A 21,120-nucleotide genomic window follows, 5' to 3' on the forward strand; every position below is an offset into this window, starting at 1 on the left:
AGATGTCCCTCGCCTTCGATACGCTCGCCATTCACGCCGGTCAGCCCAACGAACCGCTCACCGGCTCCGTCATCACCCCCATCCACCAGACCACCACCTACGCCCAGGATGAACTGGGCGGCACACCCGACTACTGCTACTCGCGCACCGGCAACCCCACGCGCACCGCGCTGGAAGCCAACCTGGCCGCCCTCGAAGGAGGCCGGCACGGCCTGGCCTTCGCCAGCGGACTGGCGGCGGCCAACGCCATTCTGCAGGCGCTCTCATCGGGCGATCACGTGGTCGCCTCGCGCGACCTGTACGGCGGGTGCTACCGGCTCTTCACCAAGGTCTTCGCCCGCTTCGGCGTGGGCTTCTCGCTCATCGACACCACCAGCATCCGCTCCGTCGAGCAGGCCATCCGGCCCGAGACGAAACTGCTCTGGCTGGAGACGCCCAGCAATCCGCTGCTGCGCATCACCGACATCGCGGGCTGCGCCGCCGTCGCCAGGCAGCGCGGCGTGACCACCATCGTGGACAACACCTTCGCCACGCCCGTCTTTCAGCGTCCGCTGGAGCTGGGGGCGGACATCGTGCTCCACTCCACCACCAAGTACATCGGCGGGCACTGCGACGTGATCGGCGGGGCGGTCATCACCAGCGACGATGACTGGCACGCCCGTCTCAAGTTCCTGCAGAACGCCACCGGCGCGGTGCCGGGGCCGCAGGACTGCTTCCTGCTGCTGCGCGGCATCAAGACGCTGGGTCTGCGCGTACGCCAGCACGCCGCCAACGCCCAGCGCGTCGCCGAGCACCTGGCATCGCATCCCGAGGTCACCCGCGTCATCTACCCCGGCCTGACCAGCCATCCCCAGCACGACTTGGCGAAGCGGCAGGGCAAGGGCTTCGGAGCGATCGTGAGCGCGGAACTCATCGGCGGCGTGGGCCGCGTGCGCGCAATTGTGAAGCGGCTGCGGCTCTGGCCGCTCGCCGAGTCGCTGGGCGGCGTGAAGTCGCTGCTCTGCCACCCGGCGACCATGACGCACGCCAGCGTGGAGCCCGCCGAGCGCGCCCGCATCGGCATCACCGACGGGCTGATCCGTCTTTCCGTGGGCATCGAGGACGTGGACGACCTGATCGCCGACCTCGACCGAGCCCTGCGCGAAACCCGCGGCGTGGGGTCGGACGACGCGGTCGCGGACCTGGAACGTGATGCACACTCCCCTCTCCCTCTGGGAGAGGGGCCCCCGGAAGTGGGGGTGAGGGCGAGGACCGCCGAAGCACGAAAGGCGGTGACGGCATGAGTCCGCCCATCGCCAAGCACGCTTCAACACCATCGGGACACCGGCGCCTCAACCCCGGCGAGCCGCGATCACTGTCCAACGATCCGCAACCCCTCAACAGCGAGCCGCGACCGTCGGGGGGCGGTCCGACCGCCGCGCGCACGATCCGCATCGCCCTCCTCGGCTGCGGGACGGTGGGGGGTCGCGTCGCCGCCACGTTGCGCGACGAGCACGATCGGCTGCTCGCCCGCACCGGGCTGGATCTGCGCCTGGTGCGGATTCTGGTCCGCAAGGCGGGCCCTCGCCGATCCATCTTTGGTGGGATCGTCACGGAGCGGTTCGAGGAGATTCTGGAGCAGCGCCCCGACGTGGTCATCGAGGCCCTCGGCGGGGCCGAGCCCGCCGCCACGTTCATCGAGCGGCTGCTCGAAGCGGGCGTCCACGTTGTCTCGGCCAACAAGACGGCGATCGCCCACCACGGCCCGCGCCTGCGCGCGGCGGCGACGCGGGGCGGGGTCATCCTGGCGCACGAGGCGGCGGTCGCCTCGGCCATCCCGGTGCTGGCCGCCCTGCGGCACCTGCGGGGCGATGAGATTCAGTCGGTGCGAGGCATCGTGAACGGCTCGACCAACTTCATCCTGGATCGCATGACCGAAGCCGGGCTGTCGCGCGACGACGCCCTGCGCGAGGCCCGCCGCAGGGGGCTGGTCGAGCCGGACCCCAGCGCGGACGTGTCGGGCCGCGACGCGGCGGAGAAACTCTGCCTGCTCGCCCACGCCGCGGGCTTCGGCGAGTTCACGCCCGTGGATGTGGACCGCGCGGGCATCGAGGCGATCACCGCGGAGGATGTGCTCGCCGCGCGCCGCCACGGCTACGCCATCAAACTGGTGGCCGAGGCGGTTCGCACGCCCCACGGCGTGACGCTGCGCGTCGGCCCCACGCTGCTGCCGCGCGATCATCGGCTGGCCCGCGTGCGGCTGGAGGAGAACGGCGTCGAGATCAACGCCCTGCTGGGGGGCGAGATCTTCCTGCAAGGCGCCGGAGCCGGACCGGAGCCCACCACCAGCGCGCTGCTGGGCGATGTGCTTCGCGTGCTGCGCGCCGGCAGCGGGCCGGAACTGACGCTGACGGGGCACGAGCCGGACGCTCCGCCACGATCGCGCGATCACGCCAGCCGCGACGCCGGCTTGAGCAACGACGCCAAAACGAGCCGCGACCATGAGGGAGCGGTTTCCCCGTCCCTCGCCTCGCGCTCCCACGTCCCCCCCGCCATCCCGCGCATCCACCTCGTACGTCTGGCCTGCGACCGACGCGCCATCACCCCCGCGCGTGTGCTGGAACCCTTCCGCGAGCACGGCGTGGGCTTCCGCGAGATCGACGTGACGCCGCGCAGCGCCATCCTGCTGACGCACGCGGTGCCTGTCGATCGGATCGAGCGGGCGGTCGCGGCCATCGAGCGCGTGACGCCGGCGGCGTCGCTGGTCGTGCCCGAGGCGTCGTGCGCCCGCCGCCGCCCGTCGAGCGCGGGAGAGACCGGCGTGGAGATTGTCGCGTCCGCGGGAACGGCGTCGATGGCGGGGTGATGGGCGACTAACGCACCATCACCTGCACCCAGTCGATATCAGACTCGAAGTTGAAAGCGAACACCGGCGCCACCACCACGTGACGGATTGAGACTTCGATCGCGCCATCATGGCGGACAAAGCGAGATGCCTGGATGTTCTCCATGGTGTGAAGTCGGTCGAACGGACCGATGACAGATGTGCCGATCGTGACGAAGGTTCCTGTATCCCAGTTACGCAACTGCACGCGCTGAGTGCCGCTGGGTTGATTGACACGGGAAACGACATTGACTCCCAGGGTTTCCGGGGAGGCCGCTGCCGTCATCCCACGAACATGCAGGATCATGGAATGAAGATCGGTGAACGTCTGGCCGTACCCGGAACGGACTCGCAGCCATCCGGACGAGACGTGTCGAATGCTGTTGACATCCCCGAAGAGGTGGGTGCCGCGCGTGATTTCGAGAGCGTTCAGCAACGCCTCCTCGAAGGTCGGACAGCCCACCCACGCCGCGATGTAGTTCGACGGCGTGGCGCCGACCGACCAGAACCCGCCTCCGAGATACAGCGCCGGGCGACGATCGGCGCCAAACACAAACGGCCGCGCCACGTGGATGGGATGCGTGCCCAGGCCATTGTTGGGATCGCGTGTATAGACCGAGCGCCACGATTGCCCGTTCCAGCGCCAGACGGCCTTCTCGCCCAGCAGAAAGAGCGCGGGTCGGCTGTCAATCCCGTCATCGAAGGTCGCCATGGTTGACCAGTCGTCGCCCGACTGCAGGTTGACGCCCACGATTCGCCAGCCGCCGTCGCGATATCGCGCGAAGTCCTGGACGTTGAGTCCACCGACGCCTGAGAAGTCTCCCAGCACGTAGAGTTCCGGTCCGCCACCATCATCGTGAACGTGCATCGCTCGGACCGTGCCCGATGTCCAGCCCGGCACGGGATGCCAAGCGAGGCCATCCCAGCGCGCAAGCCCCGCCGCAGCGACGCCGCCGATCGAGCTGAACTGCCCCCCCGCATAGAGCATCGGGCCTTCACCATCGTCAAAGACAATCATGCTGTTGATCGTCCCGGATGTCGGTAGTCCGGTTCCCAGCGAAGACCACTGCTGTCCATCCCACGCTGCCACGCGCCCCGGCAATGGTGTCGAGCCGGACTTGGTGAACGTGCCGGTGACCACCAGTCGCTCTCCCGCGCCGTGCCCGTCGTCGTAGACGGTCATGGCGCGAACGATCCCGCTCCCGCCCTGTGATGTCTGGAGTCCCTCGCCCACAGAGTGCCATGCCGCGCCGTCCCAACGCGCGATCCCTTGCACGGAAGTCTGCCCCGACGCGGTGAAACCGCCTCCAGCGTATATGAGCGTCCCAAGCCCGTCCTGGAATCCAGCCAATGCGTTGACCGATGCGTTGAGGCCGTCGCCCAGCGGACGCCACGAAGAGCCATCCCACCGGCCTACGTTGGCCAATGGGACGAAACCAGCAGCGTCGAACTGACCGCCAACGTAGAGTGCCGTCTCACCAGGCACGACATCGGGCCCAACCGCCATGGCCCGGACCACCAAGTTGCTCCCTGTGATTCCCTCACCCGGCGTGGTGAATCCGCTCCATCCGACGCCTTCTTCAAAGAGCGCGATGTTCGGCGTGACCACGTTCCCGGCGCGGGAAAATGATCCGCAGACGACGAGCATCGCGGCGTCATCTCCATCGGGCGTGAGGACGAGGGTACTCACCACTCCTCGAGTCGAGTTGAGTCCCGGGTCAATCCATTCTCCTTGACGGAGCAGCATCAGGGTTCTCGGTCCGAATCCCTGCACGGTGAACGCGCCACTGACCACCAGATCAAAAGAGTCCTTCACGCCGTTGGGACGGAGATTCAGGCGAAGGTCTGACACACCACTGAGTCGCATGTCCACGGGCGTCCACGCGCTATCCCGGTACATGGCGAGAAAACGGGTCTGCACCCCCTCGATATGAGTAAACAGCCCGCTTGCGTAGAGCGAGGTCCGCCCTTGCTCGTCGGTGTACGCCCTGACGCCGCGCACCGGTCCGTTCGCTTGTCCAATGACCGACCAACCGGATCCATCCCAGCGGCTGACAAAGCCGGCGCTCGAAGTTCCCTGTCCGACGATCAAACACGGTCCTTGACCCCCGACATTCCTTGTCACTTCCATGTCATAGACGATGAATCCCGGGTTGCCCGTTGAATGCCAACTCTGTCCATCCCATCGTGCGACGAAGCGCATCGAGACACCGCCGACGCGAACAAAGTCACCCCCAATGTACAGCCCGGGCGCCGACCCCTCGGCCATGTGTCGAATCACGTTGATCTGCCCGGCGCCTTCATCGACACCGGCACCGACCGGCTCCCATCGAACGCCATCCCACCGCGCGATGCCGTTGGCCGGCACCCCGTTCACCTGCGCGAAGGCACCTCCCACGAACAAGCCCTGCCCCCGACCATCGTTCAGGTCGGCCACTTCAATCGCACGCAGGTACGCGCTCGAACTCTGAGGGATCGAGGCCCGCACGACACCGATCGTGACCCACTGGTCGCCCTCCCAGCGCGCCACGCCCCAACTCACGCCATCGGCATGAGGGACCAGGCCAATCACATGCAGGCGAGGCCCGGCCCCGAGCCCATCATCGAACATGACGGCCTGTTCGACGAATGGCAACCCCGGCGCCCCAAAACCATCGGCCCAATGCGGGGCACAGTCTTCTTGCGCCGCAAGAGCCGAACCCATCACCGCCGCCACCATGAGACCGAGAACGAGACAAAGATGCCTGATTCGCCAATGCTGCGCCATGATGCGCCCCCTCTGGCCACAAGATGACCGTGGACCTAACTGACCTGCGACCATCGTCATACCTCGGCGATGGTTGAATACGCAAGTCACATTCTGACAAGACTTTCCAGAGAGTTCAATGGGCAAGCCAAGCATTTTTGCTAAAATACTTGCGGCAATCTGGCGGCGCTGAAGGTGCCGACCATGCCCCCTACAACCGATGCCGCACCGCCCACAGGTCGGGGAAGACCGGCAGGAAGAGCGACTTCTTGAGGAACTCCACGCCCGGCGAGCCGCCCGTGCCGTGCTTGGCGCCGATGGTGCGCTCCACCACCTTCACGTGGCGGTAGCGCCATTCCTGGAATCCCTCGTCGAAGTCGGTCATCAGCTCGAAGAGGATGGCCACGTCGGGCCGCGTGCGGTAGAGGTGGTAGACCGCCTCCTGCACCGCCTCGTCCGGCTCGGCGGGGGCGTCCGCCGGGCGCTCGCGGAGGCGCTTGGGCACGGCGGCGCCCAGCGTCTCCAGGTAGTCGTACCAGTGGTCCACCACGCTGCGTTCGGTCAGCCGCCGCATCACCGCGGCATGGCCGGGGTCGCCCTCCTTCAGGTACTTCACCACGCCCGGGCGCTTGTAGCCCAGCAGGAACTCGATTTCGCGGAACTGCGCGGACTGGAAGCCGGAGGATGTCTCCAGCCGGTCGCGGAAACTGGTGAACGACATGGGCGTCATGGTCTCGAGGATGTCGAGCTGGCCCACCAGCGTCTTCATGATGGTGCGGCAGCGCTGCCAGGTGGCGATGGCGCCGTACAGGTCGCCCGCGCTGAAGTCGCGTTTGATCTTGTCCAGTTCGTGCAGCAGCAGCTTGAACCACAGCTCGTAGGTCTGGTGAATCACGATGAAGAGCATTTCATCGTGCTCGGGCGGGCTGGAGCGCGGCTTCTGCAGCGACAGCAGGGCGGGAATGTCCAGGTACGTCGAATAGGTGAGCGGCATCGATCAAGTGTATGGGCCGCCGCTCGAGCGCAACGAACGTGGCGCGGGGTCGCCGCGCCACGGGGCGTCATCGAGTTTCACGACGCACGAGCCGCCGACCGGGCGACGATCACCGTCGGCGCCGTCGCCGACCGAGCACCATCACCCCCGCGGCGGCGAAGAGCAGCCCCGCGCCCGGGGTGGGAGCCGCCGTCACTGATCAGCGTGCCGGCGAGATCCTACCAAGCGGGGCGTCGATGGTCAGATGGATCTGCGACGAGCCGCGACCGTGAGGGAGCGGGCCGCGGCGCCCGCCCGTGGATCATGGGGGCGAGGGGAGCACTTTTTCTCAGAAGTTTGTCACGCTCGGGGTTGGCGAACGCCTTCATGAGGAGGGAAGCGCGATGGGTTCGCGCGAACCATATGCGACCGGGAGGCGAACAGACCATGCGGGAGACAATCCGTGGAAAGCCATCAGCCGACAGCCGACAGCCGACAGCCGACAGCCGACAGCCGACAGCCGATCCTACCACATCTGGGGCCATGGCATCACTGCACGCCCCACGTTCAGTGGTTTCCGCACCGGGTGCCGTGGAGCGTCTTGGCCGCCTCGGTCTTTCGGCCCGGCAGGCGGAAGTGGTGTTGCTGCTGGCGGAGGGAATGACGGAGGAGGCGGCCGCGGATCGGCTGTGCGTCTCGCCGCATACGGTGCATGACCACGCCAAGCACATCTACCGGCTCCTGGGGGTCCACAGCCGGGTGGAACTGGCGGGAAGGATCTTCAGGATTTTGGCGGAAACCCCTGAGGAGGGGATTGCACATCGAGATCGCTCCAGTACGTTTCTCATCGTGGTGATCACACTCTGTGACATCGTCGAGACTACATCTGGAGAGAACATAATGTCACCAAGAACAACATGCCATTCAGCGCACGATCTGGCCCCGAGGTTTCGGTGCCTCGAGTATCCTGCCACCAATCGGAACTCTCTCTCTGGCGCAAGAGCTACCAATCGCCCGACGTTCGAGACTCTCATCGCTGTCGTCGCCTCGGCAGCTGTGATCGTGCTCGCACTGATGTCAGGTTCTGCGCATGCACAACATGGAGCCAATGGCACACCTCAGCAGCCAAATGGACAGAACGGCATGTCTGGGACCGATCCCGAGAATCCCATCCGACCCCACGGCGGAAATGGCGGACATGGGTGGGGCGGCGGCAACGGAGGGCACGGTGGAACTGGTGCGAATGCGTCTTCATCGACCAGTTGGGATGAACCTGGAAGGGGTGGGTATGGTGGTGACAGTGGCGAGAGCGGCGGATTCGGAGGACAAGGCGGTGATGGAGGCGGCTGGTCCGGCTACCAGGAAAGTTCCTACACCGATGGTGCCGATGGTGGGAACGGAGGGCGTGGTTATTCCGGCGGTGGAGATGGCGGCTGGGGTGGGAAAGGACAATCAAGACAGTCCGGAATGGGAGGGGATGGTGGCAAAGGCGGATTTGGTGGGGATGTCCTTGATGCCAGCACCAATGCCGGTCATGGGGGTGTGGGTGGTGGTGGCGGTGACGGAGGCGACAGCAGTGATTCGATGGGCGGGTGTGGCGGCGATGCAGGCTTCGGGGGAGATGGCGGCCCAGGAGGTGGAAATGGTGGTGACGGAGGCCTGGGCGGTAAGGGTGGCAACGGCGCATGTCCAACTCTTGATAATCCTTTCGGTGCGGATGGCGGCGACGGTGGGATCGGCGGAGCTGGCGGAAATGCAACAATCACTTGGATCGGGGGAAACGGTGGTCGTGGCGGGGATGGCGGCGACGGTGTTGTGCCGGGGTACGGTATGGTTGGGGGGTACGGGGGAACTCCAGATGGTCTTAATGGTAGTGATGGGGATGACGGGAACGTTCTCGACTGCTTCCCAGTTGGAGGCGGTGGAACGATCTGCCGCCTTGACATCAGACAACTCTTCACCGATGGACAAAAGATCTGGGGAGCAACAGCATGTCGCGTTTCATTCGTTCCATCGTCACGGCGGCTTCTCTGGTCGTCTTCGCTCCCTGCGCAGCCCAACAGCTGGCTCCCATCCACGAGACAGAACTTGTGCGGTATCTCGCCATCATCTGCCCCTCAGATGAAGAGGCCATTCTCATTCAGACGCTCTTCAGGGATTACCTGAATCGCTTTGATGCGTTGATCCGGGCTGACTTGGAGGAATACTCGGTCCAGTTGCGGTCTGCGGAGAACAGGCAGGCCGGGGGCAGGCGGCCGCGCGAGAGAGCGCAGGACGAGGCGGAACAGGACGTGATGCCTCTTCACGAACGGTATCGGCGGATCTACGAAGCACAAACAGACCTTGTCCGCCGACTCGAAGCGCTTGACAGTTGGTTGTTCGATGAGATCGAGAGTCTGTTGGACCTGTCTCTCCAAGAACGGGTTCGGCGTGCGCGGCACGCTCGACTCCGTTTCATGTTTCGTGACGAGCAGGCCGGTCCTCTTGAGTTGCGAGTCGATCTGGTCGAAATCGCGCGCCCGTTCGCTCAGAGTGAGACAGAGCTCCACAACAAAATACTCGACGCCTATCTAGATGAATATGAGCGGCGCTACATCGATGCCCTCAGGCACCTGAACGATGTACGCCGACAGTGGCGCGTGGTATGGCACGAAGGAAATGGCTACGAAGAGATGATCAACTCCGAGCGCATGGCGGCTCGCCTGGAAACCCGGACGGCCCGCGAAGAACTGATTGATCAATGGACCGCTGCGCGCGATCGCCTCCACGATCGGGCCGGGCGCATGGCGGTCGCGCCGTATTATCGACTGCGTGACCTGCTGCATGACGGGGTGATCGAGATTCGCAATCGATTGGGCGAAACGGATCGAACTGTCTTCGAAGCGATGTTCAACCGGACAGCATACCCCACGATTTACCCAGACCCAGGATCAGCCGAGTCCCTGTACGAAATCGCACGGGCACTTCCGGACTTATCGGAATCTCAGCGCACGGTGATCGTGGAGCTGCGTGATCGCTATCGTGTTGAACACGACGAGTTGAGCCGCCGCATGGCAGTGTCCGAGTTGGAGCGCACGCTCGCTGGTGTTCGTAACGAGCCCAACTCATCGAAACGCAACGCTGATTACTGGTCTGAGTTGTTCGCCCTCGGTGAGAGCCGAGAAGCCCTCAACGAACGTCAGTCGGTTTCCATCCGCGCGATCCTGACGCCTGAACAGTCCGCCGGACTGCCGGTGTGGAATTTCAAAGCGAACCCGCCCGCGCGCCCGTGGGATCCGGCGGATGCCCATCGACGGGAGCGTGAACGCCGCGAGCAGGAACGTCGTGATCGAGCGCGACCGATGCAGGATCGCTCGGCAGGGGCGGACCATCTGTCCCCATGATGCGCGGGTCGGTGCTTGACGCTCCGAGGCATGCGCAACTCATGCCCATCCACGTGATCGCGCCCGCCCGGGCGCTTGTAGCCCAGCAGGAACTCGAGTTCGCGGAACTGCGCGGACTGGAAGCCGGAGGATGTCTCCAGCCGGTCGCGGAAACTGGTGAACGACATGGGCGTCATGGTTTCGAGGATGTCGAGCTGGCCCACCAGCGTCTTCATGATGGTGCGGCAGCGCTGCCAGGTGGCGATGGCGCCGTACAGGTCGCCCGCGCTGAAGTCGCGCTTGATCTTGTCCAGTTCGTGCAGCAGCAGCTTGAACCACAGCTCGTAGGTCTGGTGAATCACGATGAAGAGCATTTCATCGTGCTCGGGCGGGCTGGAGCGCGGCTTCTGCAGCGACAGCAGGGCGGGAATGTCCAGGTACGTCGAATAGGTGAGCGGCATCGATCAAGTGTATGGGCCGCCGCTCGAGCGCAACGAACGTGGCGCGGGGTCGCCGCGCCACGGGGCGTCATCGAGTTTCACGACGCACGAGCCGCCGACCGGGCGACGATCACCGTCGGCGCCGTCGCCGACCGAGCACCATCACCCCCGCGGCGGCGAAGAGCAGCCCCGCGCCGGGCGCGGGAATCGACGCCTGTTCGACGGCGATCGAGCGGAAGGTGAAGTCGCCGGCGTTGCTCGGACCGGGGTTGCCCGAGGCGAGCGTGAGCGTGGTGATGGGACCGGCGAAGATGCTGCTGCCGCTGATCGTCCACGCCCCGCCCTGGCCCTGGGTGGCGGGCGAGTCGTTCTGCAGCGTGCCGAAGCCGTTCCATGAGCCGCTCGTCGCGCCGCTGGCGATCAGCAGGTGCGAGCCGAGATCGGTGGTGATGAGCGCCGATTCATGCACCGTGTCGCCGTAGTTGCCCGCGGTGTAGAGCGCGCCCAGTGACAGCGAGATGACGTTGACCGGCTGCGAGAACGAGAATCGGATGAACTCGAGGTTGTCGATCTCGCCGGCCACGCTTCCGCCGCCCACGCCCACGCCGCTGAACCCGCCGACGGTCTTGCCCTTGAAGGCGCCGTTGAAGGATTCGACGGTGACGTTGACCCCCGACAGGGTGAAGCTGGCGGAGGTCTGCCCGTCGGTCAGCTGCCACGAGTTGAGAATGTCCGCGCCGGCGGCGCCGCAGCAGGCCGCCGCCACCGCGCCGGCGATCGAGGTGCTGGTGAGGATTCGACGCTTCTGGGGATGCATCCGTGTGCTCCTTGTCGCGGCGGTCGCCGCGACGGACGTTGGCCCGACCGCGATCCGTCGCGGGGGCGAGTCCTTCAACGGTCGAATTCGGTTGACGTGAACGCCAAGGCCGGCGGCGACAGGGGATCGCTTCGGCTCCGCGTACAGGGAAAATGTTGCCCAGTCGGTCGCACCAGTTGCGCGCGGCGGCAAGCATGCCAGGCGCCTGCCGAGTCGTTACCAGACGTTGCGGATCAGGGGCGGGGGCTTCCGCGCTGCCGCAGGATGGAACCGCAGGCGAGACGCCCGCGCCGTCGTGGAGGTCACGGGAGGGGACGTCTGCACGACTGATCTGGAGGGAAGTTGCTCACCCCTCCGCCGGGCTGATCTGCCAGTATTCCAGGTCGATGGGCGCCTGGCGGCCGAAGATGGTGACGAGCACCTTGACGCGCTGCTTCTCGGGCATCAGTTCGTCCACGGTGCCGTCGTAGCCCACGAAGGGGCCGTCGTTGATCTTGACGTGGTCGCCCTTGCGGAACTCCATCTTGACGGTGGGCGTCTCGTCGGGTCGGCGCGAGTCGAAGAGCATCTTCTCGACCTCTTCGGCCCGCATGGGGGTGGGTCGTCCGGCGGTGCCGACGAAGTCGCCCACGCCGGTGGTTTCCTTGATGAGGAAGAACACGTCCTGGGGGATGCGCCCGTCATCCTCGAGTTTCATTTCCACGAAGACGTAGCCGGGATAGAGCTTGGTTTCGGTGATCTTGACCTTGCCGGCTTTGAGTGTCTTGGTCTTCTCGGTGGGCACCATGATGCGCCCCACGCGATGCTGCAGCCCCTCGATCTCGACCTTGCGCAGCAGCGTCTCGCGGACCGAGTTCTCCTTGTTCGAGGCCACGCGCAGCACGAACCAGTTCATGCCGTCGCGGTACATCGGCAGGTCGGCGGCGGGGTCGAACTTCTCGACCGTCGGGTCACCCTTCTTGGTTTCGGTCTGGTTGGTCACGGCGGGTTCCCCTGCGAAACGGGTGAGTGCAACAGCGGACGGATGCGGCCAGCGGGATACGGAACGCTACGCGGCGTCGATGACCCGCAGAACGCGGAAGAGCGGGCTGAAAATCAGGTAGTCGATCACGAACAGGACGACCGCCATCACCGCGGTCAGGCCGATGACGACCATGGTCATGCCCGTGATCTCACGCCGCGTGGACCAGTTGACCTTCTTCATCTCCCCCTCGGTGGCGATCATGAAGTCCACCGTCCGGGGGCGGCGCCCGATGAAGTGGTACACGAACAGTCCGACGATCGCAGTCACTACGATGACCGTGCCGTACTGGATGTACACCGGCTGCACCCCGCTGACGCGGATGGCGGCCAGTTGCTCGCCCAGCCACAGCCCGCCCATGAAGCCCACCAGGCAGAACGAGGCGGCGGACACCACGCGGGTCCAGTACCCCTGACCCGGCTTGTGAATGGCGAATCCCATGTCGTTGCTCCAGCACGTCGAATCGTGACGCCGGATCAGTCCGGCGTTTGACAACGGAAACACGCCAGGAGTGACTCGAACACTCAACCTGCGGATTTGGAATCCGCTGCTCTGCCAATTGAGCTACTGGCGTTCATTGGGCGATCCGGCGGTGCGGCGGTCTGGTGATCGGGTCAGCCACATCCGGCCGCGCCGCATCGCCAGATCACCCTGTCGCCACACCACCAGGTCCGTTCATTTCCTCTTGATCTTGTGCAGCGTGTGCTTGCGCAGCGAGGGGCTGTACTTCATCAGCCCTTCCTTGAGGCGTTCGGCGATGCCGCCCTTGACCCGGATGTTGGTTCGGTAGTTCAGGTCGCCCGTCTCCTCGCAACGGAGCCACACGTATTCTCGATCTTCGGACTTCTTGGCCATTGTTCGGCGCTCAGCTTTCCGGGACTGTCGGCCAGAGATTCACTCGCCGCCGCCCTGTCGTTCTCCCCTCCGGCCCCGGCCGTCCGCCCGAGGGCGGACGACCGGAGCGGGGGGCGGATTGGTGACTACTCGAGAATCTTCGTGACGACGCCCGAACCCACGGTGCGTCCGCCCTCGCGGACGGCGAACCGCAGCCCCGGCTCCATGGCGACCGGCTTGCCCTGCAGGTCGATGGAGACGGTGATGTTGTCGCCGGGCATGCACATTTCGGCGCCGCCCAGCAGTTCGAGGCGTCCGGTCACGTCGGTGGTGCGGAAGTAGAACTGCGGCTTGTAGCCCGTGAAGAACGGGGTGTGTCGTCCGCCTTCCTCCTTCGTGAGCACGTAGACCTCGGCCTCGAACTTGGTGTGGGGGTTGATGGAGCCGGGCTTGCAGAGCACCTGGCCTCGCTCCACGTCCTTCTTTTCGATGCCTCGCAGCAGCGCGCCCACGTTGTCGCCCGCCATGCCCTGGTCGAGGGTCTTGTTGAACATTTCGACGCCGGTGACGACGGTCTTGCGCTTCTCGGCGGTCATGCCGACGATTTCGACTTCATCGCCGACCTTGACCAGTCCGCGCTCGATGCGTCCCGTGACCACCGTGCCGCGTCCCTTGATGGAGAAGACATCCTCGATGGACATGAGGAAGGGCTTGTCCTGCTCGCGCTGCGGAATCGGCACGTAGGAGTCCAGCGCATCCATGAGTTCCTGGATGCACTTGGTCTTCTCGGGGTCGCTGGGGTTGGTCAGCGCCGGGTACGCCGCCCCGCGGATGATGGGCGTGTCGTCGCCGGGGAAGTCGTACTTCGAGAGCAGCTCGCGCACCTCGAGCTCGATCAGGTCGAGCAGTTCGGGGTCGTCGACCAGGTCCACCTTGTTGAGGAAGACCACGATCTTGGGCACGCCGACCTGGCGGGCCAGCAGGATGTGCTCGCGCGTCTGGGGCATGGGGCCGTCGGCGGCGGACACCACCAGGATGGCGCCGTCCATCTGGGCGGCGCCGGTGATCATGTTCTTCACGTAGTCGGCGTGGCCCGGGCAGTCCACGTGGGCGTAGTGGCGGGTGGCCGACTCGTACTCCACGTGGGCGGTGGCGATGGTGAGAATCTTGGTGGGGTCGCGGCGACCGTCGGACTCGGAGGCCTTGGCGACCTCGTCGTACGCCTTGAAGGTGGCCAGACCCTTGGCCGCCTGCACCGCAGTGATGGCGGCGGTCAGGGTGGTCTTGCCGTGATCCACGTGCCCGATGGTGCCGACGTTGACGTGCGGCTTGGTGCGCTCAAAGACTGCCTTTGCCATGATGGCGTACTCCAGCGTGACGGTTTCGTCGGGCTTCCACCCGACCTGATTCGGAACTCGGCCGACCGCGACAGGCGCAGCAACAGCCGACACACTCACAGCGCGCAGCGCCCTCCACCCGAGCGCTGCCGAAGCCACCGACGGGGCTTGAACCCGTGACCTCACCCTTACCAAGGGTGTGCTCTACCACTGAGCTACGGTGGCGGATTGACGACCCCAGCGTGCCCCCATTCTAGGGCAGCCCACCGGCTCCGTCGTGCCTTCAAGCCCACGTGCGGAACCCTGATTGAAAAACCGTCCCTCGGGGGACGGCTCGCCGGACATGCTAGCCGGTTCCGCAGGCGAGGCAAGTCACCCGGTGGCCTGTATGCGCGGGGGTTCGATGCGCCCGTCAGGCGGGGTCGCGCGGCATGTGGTGAACTAGGATGCAGCCACCCGAACCGGACATTCCAGTCTCCATGCTCTCCAAACTCAAATCCATGCGCAACCGAACCAAGCGGCTGGCGAGGAGAGTCCTCGACGGCCAGTCCGCCAACCCATCGGTCACCCCCTCAGGGGAGGTCGTCATCAAGGTTCCCTTCGACCGGGCGGATGTCGAGGCGTGGCAGACGCTGACCAACGAGGAGCAGAACGAGCGCAACGTCCGCCACCTGCGGCAGAAGGTGCTGCAATGGGAAGGCATGCCCGCCGCCGAGGCGGCCCGCAACCGCTGGTTGGCGCAGCCGTTCTTCTTCACCCACGTGCCCAAGACGGGGGGCACCTCGCTCGAGCACATCATCGCCAAGAACTACAACATCACCGGTGTCAACCGCATGAACGGCCCGGCGGTGTCGGAGAACCCGGCCGGGCTCTTCAAGATGGGCGTCATGCCCCACGCGGTGATGGGCCACTACGAACTCAACTACCTTGTATACCAGGGCTTCACGCAGCCCACCGTGCACACCACCATGCTGCGCGACCCGGTGAAGCGGGTGATCTCGTTCTACAACTGGATCCGCGAAAGCCCCAACCACCCGCAGCACGCCAAGGCCATGTCGATGCCGCTCATCGACTTTCTGCGCGACCACGACCGGCCCGAGACGCGCAACGGCCAGATGCTGCGGCTTTCAGGCCGCATGGGCGCCAAGTACGTGCGCAACCCCAAGAAGGCCCGCGAGGCGCTGGAGATCGCCAAGGAGAACCTGCTGACGATCTTCTCCTTCTTCGGCCTGCTGGAGCGGTTCGACGAGTTCCTGCTCACCTGCCACATCGTGCTGGGCTGGCGCGACATCCTGTATGAACGACGCAACGTGAGCGCCAGGCCCGCGGAGAAGACCGAGGTGACGGATGCGGACCTGGATTTCATCCGCGAGCACAACGCGCTGGATGTGGAGTTTCACGACTTCGCGCGGAAGATCGTCGAGGAGCGGGACGCCCACCTGGGCATCACGCCGGAGCGGGTGAAGAAGTTCCGTGAGGCGAACGCGACCTTCTCGGCGATTCTGGCGGCGGGGCATTGAGGCGGGCTTGGCTGTGACACGTGCGGCCCCGGTCGATACGATGCACCCGGAACGGGGGGCGTCCATCACCCCGCTGGCGGAGCCCGTCTTGACCCTCACCGATCCCGCCCAATCCCTCTGGTCCATGCATCACCGCACGCGACCCCTCACCTGCCTGGGCGACGCGCGCGAGTTGTATTCTCGCCAGCCATCGACGTTCGCCAGGGCCATGCCCGAGCACTACGTGGACCGCCGCGTCTTCCGCAAGTGGTGGGAATGGGAGTACATCGCCGAGTGCGCCGACCTGCTGGGGTGCCTGGAGCGGGGCAGGACCGGCGTGGGGCTGGGCGTGGGCTACGAGCCGCTCATGTTCCACTTCGCAAGCCGCTGCGAGCGGATCGTGGCGACGGACCTGTACTCAGGCGACACCGACTGGAAGGAAGCCCGCTACGACACGGTGCAGAAACTCTACGACTCCGCCCCGATGGTCTTTCCCAAGGAGCGGCTGGAAATCCGCTCCGCCGACATGCGCTCGCTGGGCGTGCCCGACGGTTCATTTGACTTCGCGTGGTCGTGCTCATCCATCGAGCACATCCCCACGCTGGAGGACCTGGTGCAGGTCTTCCGCGAGCTGGCCCGCGTGCTCAAGCCGGGCGGGCACGCGATCCTGACCACCGAGTTCTGCATCACCGAGACGCCGTACCTGCTGCCGCACGTCAACGCCCTGGACCGCGACCTGTTCCGGCGCATCGTGCAGTCGCTGGGCGCGTTCGAGGTGCTGGGGGAGACGGACTGGTCGTACAACTGGACCCTGGCCGCCAACGCGCCTCGCGCCAGGCGGGTGCTCTTTCCCGCGCTGGTGCACGGCACCTACCTGCCGTCGCTGGAGGGCCACTTCACCGGCCACATGGCCAACTACGTGGGCGTGTCGGTGATCTGTCCGGTGGCGTTCGTGCTGCGCCGCGTGAATGATGCAGGAGTCCGGGTGCCGGACTGGAAGGACTTCGACCTCGACCCCCGCGTGCGCGACTTCGCGTGGGCGGTGAAGATGATCCAGCAGCGCAAGCCCGCGGACGTGGTGGAGCGGCTGAGGCCCATCATCGAAGCCGGTCCGCGCGGCTCATCCATGCAGTTCTTCCTGCATGTTTTCCGCTTCTACATCGAGGCGATGGCGCTGGATCACCACTTCAGGCATGCGGACCTGGTGAAGGCGATTCACGACCACCTGCTGCCGAATCTTCCGCCCGGTCCGCTGCAGGACGGCGACTGTCTGGACCTGGTGGGCTACCTGCTGCACGAGGCGGGCGACACCGGCAACAGCGCGGAGATGTACCGCATCGCCGCGCTCAGCCCCAGCACGCTCAACGATCACGCCATCACGCTGGCGTTCGGCTACCTGCGTTCGATGATGAAGATGAACCTGACCGATCCGGGGATTCACTTCGTGGCGGACATCGTGGCCCATCTGATTGCGATGGGCTGGCCGCCCGCGTCGCTCGACGCCGCATGGCGCAAGGGTTTGTCGCTCGTGACGCTCTCGCGCGCTCAGCGGAAGGCGCTGCATGAGAAGGTCGTCGCCGAGACGAAGCGGCGGGAATCGCTGCTCTTCGACCACGCCGCGCTGGAGGGGATGCTCGCGTCCGGCGGCGCATGAGCACGCGAACCCTGGCCCAGGCCGGTCGCTCCGCTCGACGCCTGCAGCGTCAGACGGGGCTGTATCTCTCGCGCGTGAGGTGGCTGGCGCGGGACGTGTGGAGCACGTTCGGTCCGCGCGTCCTGGGCGTGGCCGCCGTCAATCTGCTGGGCGTGGCGTGCGCCATGGCCAGCATGGGCGGGGCGTTTCTCATCGCCAGGCGGCTGGAGAAGGGTGAGGCGATCGACCTTCTCGGCCTGCGCATCGAGCACCTGGGCGAGACGGGCACGCTCACCATCATCGCCTCCTTGATCGCCCTGCTGGGCGTGCTGAGCGCGGCGTTCCTGTACCTGGCCCAGTGGCTGATCGAGCGCATCGCCGCGGCGCACCAGAAGCGCAACGCGGCCCGGCTGTTCCGCGTCGTCACCGACCCGGCGTACCGCGGCTGGCCGGCGCTGGTGGAAGGCGACCCCCGCCGCACCATCTCGCGCATGGCCTCCACGGGGCTGAAGATGACCGGGCTGTCAGTCATCGCCCTGCTGCAGATGATCCTGCCGATCGCGGTGTTTCTCGCCAGCGCGGCCGCGCTGGTGGTGATCGACCCCGTTGTCACGCTCGGGCTTCTGCCGGTGGCGGCGGTCTACCTGCTGCCGCTGCTGCTCATCAACCGGGGCGTGGTGCGGGTGCAGAAGCGCGTCGCCGAGGCGACCAGCGAGTCGCGCCAGTCGATCGACGCGGGGCTGCGCCTGGCGATCGACGCCAGCGCCCCCCACGTCATCAAGCAGTCGTGGGCCGAGCACGCCCTCGAAGGGCCGGAGCACGCCAGGGCCGCGCGGCTGCTCTCGCATCGGCGGTTGTCGGTCCAGCGCATCCAGGCGGCCAACACCGTGGTCTTTGTGCTGGCGATCCTGGGTCTGCTCATCTTCTTCGGCCACGCCACGCGGACGGGTGAGCGCACGTGGTCGGAGTTCCTGGTGTACCTGGTGGCGCTGCGGTTCCTCGTGGGCGCGATCCGGCAGGTGACGAGCAAGTTCATCCGCCTCAGCCGCTTCCACGGCGCGTACCGGGCGTACACCGAGTTCATCGACGACGCCGAATCGCTCCGTTCGATGCTCGCCGCCCAGCCCGCGCCGACAATGCCGGAGAAGATCATCATCCGTGCGCCGGACGAGCCGCTCTTCGAGTCGGACCTGCGCCTGCGGCTGGAGCCGGGTCAGGTCGCCTGGCTGCTCTCGCCCGATCGACCCACGCACGCGGTGATGCAGCGGCTGCTGGCGGCGGCGTCCGATGCGCTGCGCGGGGGAGGCGACCTGGTCACGCCCGCGTTGTGCTACGCCGGGCTGCCCGCGGTGGACCAGTTGCGAACCCTGCGCGAGAACGCGCTTGGTCCGTCGCCGGACGACGCGGCGGCCCGTGCTCACGAGCAGCGCCTGATCGCGTGGGGGTTCGGCGAGGAGATCGAGCGGCTCCCCGACGGGCTTGACACCCGGGCCGATCACCCCGCCTCGCGGGCGATCGACCCGGCGTTCCTCTTCGCGCTGGGCGCCGCCGCCCTGCCCGACGGCGCGCCCGTGCTGGCGCTGGCCGCGAGAGCGGGCGAACTCGGCGCCGACCGGCTCACCCGGGTCATCGACGACCTGCGCCCGACGTACCTCTTTCTCGCGGGAGACAGTCCCGACGATCCCATGAACGGGGCCTTCGAGCCGCTCGACGATCGCATCGTCGGCGCGGCGGTGGTGCTGGACGGCGCGGTGGTCGCCTGCGGCGACGGCGCGTGGCTGGCGCGGGCCCGCGGGTCGATCCGGGCGGCGTTCGACGAGCGGCGCGGCGTCGCCGGGCCGGGCGACGACGAGGCGGAGATCGACGCGATGGACGAGGAGGAAATCTGACCGATCCACGATGCCGGACGCGTAGAATCCGGCGAGGCGACATCCATGACCATCCCCAACATGCTCGCCAAGATCCGTCGGACCCTGGTGGACGCGCGCGACGCCTCGCGCGGCGACGCCGACCCCGGGGTGCATGCCAGGCGGGTGCATGAGTGGCGCGGGCTGTCGCTGGACGAGCAGAATCGGCGCAACAGCGAGCGGCTCAATCGGCTGGTGGTCAAGTGGCCTGACCTGCTGGCCAATCCCACGCCGGTGGGCGAGGCGCGGAAGCGCCCGCTCATCTTCACGCACGTTCCCAAGGCGGGGGGCACCACGCTCGAGTACCTGATCGCCAAGAACTACATTCCCGCGCGGCTGCTGCACATCAACGCCCCGGCCCTGCACAAGAACCCCAGCGCGCCGTTCAAGAAGGGGCGCTCGCGCGACGTCATCATGGGCCACCACAAGCTCAACCACGTGGTGTACCAGCTGGTCAATCAGCCCTTCGTGCACCTGACCATCGTGCGCGAGCCGGTCAGCCGCATCGTGTCCTATTACAACTACCTGCACACCACGCCCAATCATCACCTGCACAAGCAGGCCACCACGCTGCCCATCGAGGAGTTCGTGGAGGCGGACAACATGGTCGAGCTGCAGAACGGCCAGACGCTGCGGCTGGCGGGCGTGCAGGAGCGGCGCATCCTGCGCAACCGCCCCAACGCCCCCAAGTGGCTGCAGCAGGCCAAGGACACGCTCATCAACCGCTTCACCTTCTTCGGCGTGATGGAGGAGTACACGCGGTTCCTCCTCCTGTGCCGGCGACTGCTGGGGTGGGAGGACGTGTACTACGAAACCCGCAACGTCTCCACCAAGTTCGTGCGGATGGAGGATCTGTCGCCAGCGGTCATCGAGCGCATCCGGGGGCGCAACCCGCTGGATGTGAAACTGTGGGAGTTCGCGCGTGGACTGTTCCACGAGCGCTGCGCCGAGGCGGGCGTCACCGACGCCGACGTGGACCTGTGGAAGCAGAACAACAAGCGGTACCTGGAGCTGATCCACGCGCCGCTGACCCGGACCTGAGCCGCATGGTCCGAGGACTCCTCCACGCCGCGACGATCTGGACCTGGCCCCTGCTGCCGGCGTCCGTACGACGGGCGCGCGTGCGGCGGCGTCTCGATCGCTGGGTCATGCCCTTCGAGACGCTGGCGGCCCGCCCCAGGCCCTTTCCGGGGCGCGTGCTCTTCACGCACATCCCCAAGGCCGGCGGCACCACGCTCGAGCACCTGCTGGCGAAGAATCATCCCCCCAACGGCACGGTGCTGATCAACTCGGAGAACCTGTTTCTGCACCCGATGGTGTTCGGCCGCTTCGGCGGACTGCCGCGCGTGGTGATGGGCCATCACAAGCTCAGCCAGCCGCTCTACATGCTGATCGACCACCGGACGGCGCACGTCACGATCCTGCGCGAGCCGGTGTCGCGCGTGCTGTCGCACTACGACTACCTGCGCGTCAGCCCCAACCACCGCACGCATCGGACGGTGCGCGAGATGACGGTGGAGCAGTTCGCCGCCAGCCGCGTGACCCCGGAATTGTGCAACGGTCAGACGCTGCGTCTGGCGGGGATGCTGCCGCGTGTGCTGTCGTCGCGTTTCCGCGCCCCGGCGTCGGCGCTGGCGTCGGCGAAGGAGAACCTGGAGCGACGGTTCTCCTTCTTCGGGCTGACCGAG

Annotated in this window: 17 protein-coding genes and 2 tRNA genes; 7 read left to right on the plus strand and 12 right to left on the minus strand. The window is 66.2% G+C overall.

Going from position 1 to position 21,120, the window contains the following annotated elements:
- Positions 1-2: 2 nt before the first annotated feature.
- Positions 3-1,283 (plus strand): cystathionine gamma-synthase, encoded by a 1,281-nt coding sequence (locus HRU76_06245; protein QOJ17199.1) that lies wholly within the window; start codon positions 3-5, stop codon positions 1,281-1,283.
- On the plus strand, positions 1,280-2,845 hold the full coding sequence (locus HRU76_06250) for a homoserine dehydrogenase (GenBank protein ID QOJ17200.1): 1,566 nt from the start codon (positions 1,280-1,282) through the stop codon (positions 2,843-2,845). The genes HRU76_06245 and HRU76_06250 overlap by 4 nt, the downstream gene beginning before the upstream one ends.
- 7 nt (positions 2,846-2,852) lie before the next feature.
- Here HRU76_06250 and HRU76_06255 read toward each other — a convergent pair whose 3' ends face one another.
- Entirely contained in the window at positions 2,853-5,630 is a 2,778-nt protein-coding gene (locus HRU76_06255) for a hypothetical protein (GenBank protein ID QOJ17201.1), read from the minus strand.
- 190 nt (positions 5,631-5,820) lie between these two features.
- Complete coding sequence (locus HRU76_06260) at positions 5,821-6,603, minus strand: tryptophan 2,3-dioxygenase (GenBank protein ID QOJ17202.1); 783 nt, start codon at positions 6,601-6,603, stop codon at positions 5,821-5,823.
- Between the two features lie 615 nt (positions 6,604-7,218).
- Between HRU76_06260 and HRU76_06265 the strand changes: the two genes are divergently transcribed.
- Positions 7,219-8,748: a helix-turn-helix transcriptional regulator gene (locus HRU76_06265; GenBank protein QOJ17203.1), complete on the plus strand. Its 1,530-nt coding sequence runs from the start codon at positions 7,219-7,221 to the stop codon at positions 8,746-8,748.
- On the opposite strand, the gene HRU76_06270 is transcribed toward HRU76_06265, so the two are convergent.
- From HRU76_06270 to HRU76_06315, 10 genes are all read right to left on the minus strand, one after another.
- Positions 8,700-9,131, minus strand: coding sequence for a hypothetical protein (locus HRU76_06270; protein ID QOJ16073.1), 432 nt, complete (start codon positions 9,129-9,131; stop codon positions 8,700-8,702). The two genes, HRU76_06265 and HRU76_06270, sit on opposite strands and share 49 nt — an antisense overlap.
- A 21-nt stretch (positions 9,132-9,152) precedes the next feature.
- Entirely contained in the window at positions 9,153-9,407 is a 255-nt protein-coding gene (locus tag HRU76_06275; protein ID QOJ17204.1) for a hypothetical protein, read from the minus strand.
- 353 nt (positions 9,408-9,760) lie between these two features.
- Positions 9,761-10,405, minus strand: coding sequence for a hypothetical protein (locus tag HRU76_06280; GenBank protein ID QOJ17205.1), 645 nt, complete (start codon positions 10,403-10,405; stop codon positions 9,761-9,763).
- Positions 10,406-10,514: 109 nt separating this feature from the next.
- Entirely contained in the window at positions 10,515-11,201 is a 687-nt protein-coding gene (locus tag HRU76_06285; GenBank protein ID QOJ17206.1) for a hypothetical protein, read from the minus strand.
- Between the two features lie 346 nt (positions 11,202-11,547).
- Complete coding sequence (gene nusG, locus HRU76_06290; protein ID QOJ19124.1) at positions 11,548-12,111, minus strand: transcription termination/antitermination factor NusG; 564 nt, start codon at positions 12,109-12,111, stop codon at positions 11,548-11,550.
- Positions 12,112-12,249: 138 nt separating this feature from the next.
- Entirely contained in the window at positions 12,250-12,663 is a 414-nt protein-coding gene (gene secE, locus HRU76_06295) for a preprotein translocase subunit SecE (protein ID QOJ17207.1), read from the minus strand.
- A 60-nt stretch (positions 12,664-12,723) separates the two neighbouring features.
- Positions 12,724-12,796, minus strand: a tRNA-Trp gene (locus tag HRU76_06300).
- A gap of 101 nt (positions 12,797-12,897) precedes the next feature.
- On the minus strand, positions 12,898-13,077 hold the full coding sequence (gene rpmG, locus HRU76_06305; protein QOJ17208.1) for a 50S ribosomal protein L33: 180 nt from the start codon (positions 13,075-13,077) through the stop codon (positions 12,898-12,900).
- A gap of 125 nt (positions 13,078-13,202) precedes the next feature.
- Positions 13,203-14,414 carry an elongation factor Tu gene (tuf, locus tag HRU76_06310; GenBank protein QOJ17209.1) on the minus strand — a complete coding sequence of 404 codons (1,212 nt, stop codon included), beginning with the start codon at positions 14,412-14,414 and terminating at the stop codon, positions 13,203-13,205.
- A gap of 132 nt (positions 14,415-14,546) precedes the next feature.
- Positions 14,547-14,618: transfer RNA gene (locus tag HRU76_06315), tRNA-Thr, on the minus strand.
- 254 nt (positions 14,619-14,872) lie between these two features.
- Here HRU76_06315 and HRU76_06320 point away from each other — a divergent pair.
- From HRU76_06320 to HRU76_06335, 4 genes are all read left to right on the plus strand, one after another.
- The gene (locus HRU76_06320; protein QOJ17210.1) at positions 14,873-15,913 is read left to right on the plus strand and encodes a sulfotransferase family 2 domain-containing protein; all 1,041 of its coding nucleotides are present in this window, start codon (positions 14,873-14,875) and stop codon (positions 15,911-15,913) included.
- A gap of 88 nt (positions 15,914-16,001) precedes the next feature.
- Entirely contained in the window at positions 16,002-17,546 is a 1,545-nt protein-coding gene (locus tag HRU76_06325) for a class I SAM-dependent methyltransferase (GenBank protein QOJ17211.1), read from the plus strand.
- On the plus strand, positions 17,543-19,414 hold the full coding sequence (locus HRU76_06330; protein ID QOJ17212.1) for an ABC transporter ATP-binding protein: 1,872 nt from the start codon (positions 17,543-17,545) through the stop codon (positions 19,412-19,414). The genes HRU76_06325 and HRU76_06330 overlap by 4 nt, the downstream gene beginning before the upstream one ends.
- Before the next feature lie 45 nt (positions 19,415-19,459).
- The gene (locus HRU76_06335; protein QOJ17213.1) at positions 19,460-20,473 is read left to right on the plus strand and encodes a sulfotransferase family 2 domain-containing protein; all 1,014 of its coding nucleotides are present in this window, start codon (positions 19,460-19,462) and stop codon (positions 20,471-20,473) included.
- The last annotated feature ends 647 nt before the right edge of the window (positions 20,474-21,120 follow it).

The sequence above is a fragment of the Phycisphaeraceae bacterium genome (assembly GCA_015709595.1).
Lineage (GTDB): Bacteria > Planctomycetota > Phycisphaerae > Phycisphaerales > SM1A02 > CAADGA01.

What these genes read in the sequence shown, in the direction of transcription:
- secE (QOJ17207.1), bottom strand. Translation starts at nt 12,663, where the DNA reads ATGGGATTCGCCATTCACAAGCCGGGTCAGGGGTACTGGACCCGCGTG.
- HRU76_06245 (QOJ17199.1), top strand. Translation starts at nt 3, where the DNA reads ATGTCCCTCGCCTTCGATACGCTCGCCATTCACGCCGGTCAGCCCAAC.
- rpmG (QOJ17208.1), bottom strand. Translation starts at nt 13,077, where the DNA reads ATGGCCAAGAAGTCCGAAGATCGAGAATACGTGTGGCTCCGTTGCGAG.
- HRU76_06250 (QOJ17200.1), top strand. Translation starts at nt 1,280, where the DNA reads ATGAGTCCGCCCATCGCCAAGCACGCTTCAACACCATCGGGACACCGG.
- HRU76_06260 (QOJ17202.1), bottom strand. Translation starts at nt 6,603, where the DNA reads ATGCCGCTCACCTATTCGACGTACCTGGACATTCCCGCCCTGCTGTCG.
- tuf (QOJ17209.1), bottom strand. Translation starts at nt 14,414, where the DNA reads ATGGCAAAGGCAGTCTTTGAGCGCACCAAGCCGCACGTCAACGTCGGC.
- nusG (QOJ19124.1), bottom strand. Translation starts at nt 12,111, where the DNA reads ATGTACCGCGACGGCATGAACTGGTTCGTGCTGCGCGTGGCCTCGAAC.
- HRU76_06285 (QOJ17206.1), bottom strand. Translation starts at nt 11,201, where the DNA reads ATGCATCCCCAGAAGCGTCGAATCCTCACCAGCACCTCGATCGCCGGC.
- HRU76_06255 (QOJ17201.1), bottom strand. Translation starts at nt 5,630, where the DNA reads ATGGCGCAGCATTGGCGAATCAGGCATCTTTGTCTCGTTCTCGGTCTC.
- HRU76_06275 (QOJ17204.1), bottom strand. Translation starts at nt 9,407, where the DNA reads ATGCAGCAGGTCACGCAGTCGATAATACGGCGCGACCGCCATGCGCCC.
- HRU76_06330 (QOJ17212.1), top strand. Translation starts at nt 17,543, where the DNA reads ATGAGCACGCGAACCCTGGCCCAGGCCGGTCGCTCCGCTCGACGCCTG.
- HRU76_06320 (QOJ17210.1), top strand. Translation starts at nt 14,873, where the DNA reads ATGCTCTCCAAACTCAAATCCATGCGCAACCGAACCAAGCGGCTGGCG.
- HRU76_06335 (QOJ17213.1), top strand. Translation starts at nt 19,460, where the DNA reads ATGACCATCCCCAACATGCTCGCCAAGATCCGTCGGACCCTGGTGGAC.
- HRU76_06280 (QOJ17205.1), bottom strand. Translation starts at nt 10,405, where the DNA reads ATGCCGCTCACCTATTCGACGTACCTGGACATTCCCGCCCTGCTGTCG.